We start from the raw sequence: 1,299 nt of genomic DNA on the forward strand, positions 1-1,299 counted from the left end.
TGGGCGGCCTAGGGATTTCGGACGGTGGGCCCTCTTAAACTGAGGGTGCTACTGAAAGAGAGATCTGCAGGATGACTGCATCACGACGGCGTTTCAGCCAGGAGTTCAAGGACGAGTTGTGCCAGGAGGTGATCTCGACCTCGAAGCCGATCCGGGAAGTCGCTGAGGCGTACGGTGTGGGTCCCGAGACGTTGCGTAACTGGCTGGTGAAGTACCGCGACACGCACGGGGGAGCCGAGACCGAGTTGACGGTGTCCGAGAGGGCACGGCTGAAGGAACTCGAGCGTGAGAATCAGGAGCTTCGGGCGGAGACCGCGTTCTTGAAAAAAGCCACCGCCTACTTCGCGAGGGAACAGCGGTAGTGGGCAAGTACGAGTACATCGATTCCCTCAGGAACGACCCGACTACGACGGACCCGGTGTGGAAGATGTGCCGGTGGTTGGCGGTGTCGACGTCGGGGTTCTACGACTGGCTGGGGCGTCCCCAGTCGGCGACCGCTGCGCGCCGGGAATTGCTCACCGGGCGGGTGCATCACTTCTTCGCGGCCTCTGATGGCACCTACGGGTATCGGCGTATTCACGCTGACCTCGTCGCCGAGGGTGTGCAGTGCTCGCCGGAGTTGGTGCGTCAGATCATGCGCCACGAGCACCTGGTGCCCTGCCAGCCCCGTCCATTCCGGGTCACGACCGAGGCGGACGCGGAAGCGGCCGCGCTCATGCCCGATCTGGTGAAGCGGGACTTCACTGCCGATGGTCCTGGGCAAAAGTTCGTCGGTGATATCACCTACATCCATACCTGGCAGGGCTTCATCTATCTGGCCACGGTCATCGACTGCTACTCGAAGAAGGTCGTCGGGTGGTCGATCGCCGATCACATGCGTACCGAGCTCGTCGAACACGCACTACGCAACGCCGCCCAGACCACACGAGTCGAGCCAGACGCGATCTTCCACTCGGACCGCGGCAGCGTCTACACCTCGACCGCATACCGGACGTTGGTCAAGGACCTGGGCATGCGTTCCTCGATGGGACGCACAGGCGTGTGCTGGGATAACGCGATGGCCGAGTCGTTCTTCTCAGCGTTGAAGAACGAACGCGTTCATCGCACCGTCTACCCGACGAAAGCACACGCACGACGCGACGTCATCGCCTACATCGAGGGGTTCTACAACAGCCGCCGACGCCACTCCGCACTCGGCTACCAGCGCCCCGACGAGGTCCACTACAGTTACCGACAGCCAGCCCTGGCAGCGTAAGAGAAACCACCAACTCCGCTGTCCGAAATCAGCGAAGCAGCCCA

The 1,299-nt window shown here is 62.3% G+C and carries 1 protein-coding gene; it reads left to right on the forward strand.

Annotated elements, in window-relative coordinates:
• The first annotated feature begins 71 nt into the window (after positions 1-71).
• A protein-coding gene (locus ABEA62_RS12650) for an IS3 family transposase (protein ID WP_286216080.1) occupies positions 72-1,255 on the forward strand; the annotation gives its coding sequence in 2 pieces (ribosomal slippage) (positions 72-333 and positions 333-1,255; 1,185 coding nt in all).
• Positions 1,256-1,299: the final 44 nt, after the last annotated feature.

It is taken from the genome of Demequina sediminis (assembly GCF_039545075.1).
GTDB classification, from domain to species: Bacteria; Actinomycetota; Actinomycetes; order Actinomycetales; family Demequinaceae; genus Demequina; species Demequina sediminis.